Below are 2,944 nucleotides of genomic sequence, written 5' to 3' on the forward strand. Positions count from 1 at the left end.
AAATTATTGTTTTGTTTGGCTAAATTAAATTGTTTTTAGCTTGGTTCTAGACCTGATTCTTTTAAGGTTTTAATTTGGTTATATAAGCGTTTAGTTTTCTTTCGGTAATTCGGTGATGATTTATTTATCACTTGCTCAACGTATCGAGGAAAACCTTGAAGTTCCAAATCTCAATCATATCAGCGTTAGTTGCCACACTTACTGCATGCGGAGGTGGCGGCGGCGGCTCTACTCCACCGGCTCAAAAGAAACAAACAGTGGTGCCTCAAATGTCGGTCACTCCAGCAAAAGGTAGCGTGGCTGATCCAAAAGATGATGCAGCAAAGAAATTCGCTAGCAGCCCTGCTATGTATTCGGCTAACACTATTGGTAGCACAGATATTAAACAGTGCGAAAAGACTCTGAACTTGTTTAACATTTACAGTCTTGGTTGGAATGATGAGTTCAACAAGGGACTAACGGCTAAGGAACAAAAAGATCTCAAAGGTTTCTATGGTGTTTATGGTGCAAACGGAATCGTCGATTACTCTGCTCACAGTAAAGAGATGATTGAGGCAAAAGATTGGATCAGTTATTTCTACTACGATGCAAATTTTCAAGATTGCGAAGCTCGCCGTTACAAACCAGATGCTAAGGAAACTAAGGTTGGCGACGACATTACTGAGCTTCGTTATAAGTACAGTGTTAAAGCTGATGCTGTAACAAAGACACCTCAACAAAACATAAGCAACTATACAGCCTGGCAAAGTGATACTGCGAAAAACACGGTGATTGGTTTAGTGACCAACATTATCACAGGCAACGTCAAGCATAAGCAGCAACTGAAGAGCTTCAAATCTGATAGCGGGCGCTCTGTTGATAATGTCAGCTTCAGCGAGATGTTTAGAAACAGCTACTTTTTAGAGTCTTATGACAATGGGGACGTTGAGTACCAAGTGGTTGGCGGTAAGGTGATTGATATCTATGCAAAACGAAATCTGTCAGACCCTGATTTATATTATGCCGTTAACTTAATTTCGGCGTATTTCCCTGATGTAGGTACCCGAATTAATTGGTGTGTTCGAGGTAGTCAATTTGCATCAAATAAAGAGGCACCAATCACCAAAGCCCAATATAACAACATTATTGAAAGTGGTGATTTAGGCATAGCCTACTGTGATCCATTTGATAAGAATATTGGTAAAGTTCGTTATTATGATACGAAAGGAAACAAAGTATCAGACAGCTCTACTATTGCCAACGAGCTAAACAACAAGTTAGTACAAGGCACTGTTATTAAAGATAAGTTGGATCAACGAGTTACAAACAAGAAGCTGTACTTAGGAAAAACACACAGTGAATATTTCCAAGATACTTCTCTGGCGAATCAAGTTGACCAGATTAAAGCTGACTTGACGCAGTAGGTTTACTGTCGCACTTTGCCCCACAACCTAATCAAATGAGTATTAGCCGAACGCAAATGAAGAATGCGTTCGGCTATTTTATTGCACCACCCATATTATTTTCAAAACAAACCGATTGCATATAAATTGTGTTTTGTAGAGTATGGGGGCACTCATCAATAGTGGGTGAATAACAACAATAACAAGGATAATAAAAACAATGAAAATGCGTTTAAATCTAAGCCTCTTGCTGATTTCGACGGCACTTAGTCCAGTTGCGCTTGCTAATATTAGCTACCCTGATGGTTACTACCTTGAAGCTGAGGGGCTAAGCGGCAATGCCTTAAAAGACATGCTTGGTGTGATTGCTGCTCGCGGGCAAAAGCAACTCACTTACACTCAGGTGTGGTCTGCATTGAAAGACACCAACGAAGATCCGAATAATCCGAACAATGTGATTTTGTATTATAGTGGTCGTTCACAATCCAAAGACTTTACGTCATCAGGCAACAACGACAAGAATGCTTGGAATCGTGAACACCTTTGGCCAAAGTCTTTTGGATTCAAGCGCAAAGATCAGTGGGGTTATACCGACATTCACCATCTTCAATCAACCGACGCAGAGATTAACTCTATCCGGTCGAACAAAGACTTCGATTTTGGTGGAGCGCCATTGAAAAAGTCACCGCTCAACAAGACGGATTACGACAGCTTTGAACCTCGTGACGCAGTGAAAGGGGATACCGCTCGTTCGCTTTTCTACATGGCGGTACGTTATGAAGGAAATAACGCGAAAATGCCGGACTTGTACTTAGTTGATGACACGTCGAGTTCTTCAGGGCAACCTAAGGTTGGAAAGCTGTGTACATTACTGCAATGGCATAACGCCGACCCTGTCGATGATTGGGAACGTAATCGCCATGAAAAAGCTGTTAAATGGCAAGGCAACCGCAACCCGTTCATTGATAATCCAAGCTGGGTAAATGACATATATGACAGCCGCTGTAATGGTTGATACATAAACTGAAGTCAATGCAATGAAGCCATCCTAGTGATGGCTTTTTATCTTGCGAACACTTTATTAGTGAGTGCTATTTGCAGTAGAGAACACTTAGTGTATCGATAAGCAACGTCGTTGAGCTTCAGCTAAGCTCTTTGTGTTTGTGTTGAGTGATATGCAGGTTCTAGATAACGATTGAGTGATATCCAGGTGTTGGTACCAGTTATTGAAAACCAGTTCGAAGTCATTAAGAGTAATCCGACCAAACGTATGATTTCGATATTGCTCACAGAGGTTAAAAAGTCGCTGAGCATTATTGATTGGTGATCTAAAGCGAATCAAAGAGCTGTGAGCAGTGACCTGTTTGTATCGACTATCGAAAGTGACTCGTAGCCCTTCTTCTACTAATGCTTCACGTAACTTGTTTCGGAACTGTTCAAGTCCATTACCCATAGGAAAGCCTTGGAGGATGATACAGTTTTCAGAAGCACTTATGCCTTTATACTCAATCTCAATAGGTGCAATTGAACCTACAACTTTATTGAAAACCTCAACGTAGGAT

At 41.0% G+C, this 2,944-nt stretch carries 2 protein-coding genes and 1 pseudogene; 2 read left to right on the top strand and 1 reads right to left on the bottom strand.

Features of this window, described 5'->3' with window-relative positions:
- The first annotated feature begins 155 nt into the window (after positions 1-155).
- Together BCT81_RS13205 and BCT81_RS13210 are read left to right on the top strand one after the other, a co-directional pair.
- Positions 156-1,403 carry a hypothetical protein gene (locus BCT81_RS13205; RefSeq protein ID WP_102424712.1) on the top strand — a complete coding sequence of 416 codons (1,248 nt, stop codon included), beginning with the start codon at positions 156-158 and terminating at the stop codon, positions 1,401-1,403.
- 199 nt (positions 1,404-1,602) lie between these two features.
- Complete coding sequence (locus BCT81_RS13210; protein ID WP_102424713.1) at positions 1,603-2,397, top strand: endonuclease; 795 nt, start codon at positions 1,603-1,605, stop codon at positions 2,395-2,397.
- 96 nt (positions 2,398-2,493) lie between these two features.
- Here the strand turns inward: BCT81_RS13210 and BCT81_RS13215 are convergent.
- Positions 2,494-2,944, bottom strand: a pseudogene (locus tag BCT81_RS13215) (hypothetical protein); the annotation flags it as partial.

This window comes from Vibrio sp. 10N.261.52.A1 (assembly GCF_002876325.1).
In the GTDB taxonomy this organism is placed as follows: Bacteria; Pseudomonadota; Gammaproteobacteria; order Enterobacterales; family Vibrionaceae; genus Vibrio; species Vibrio chagasii.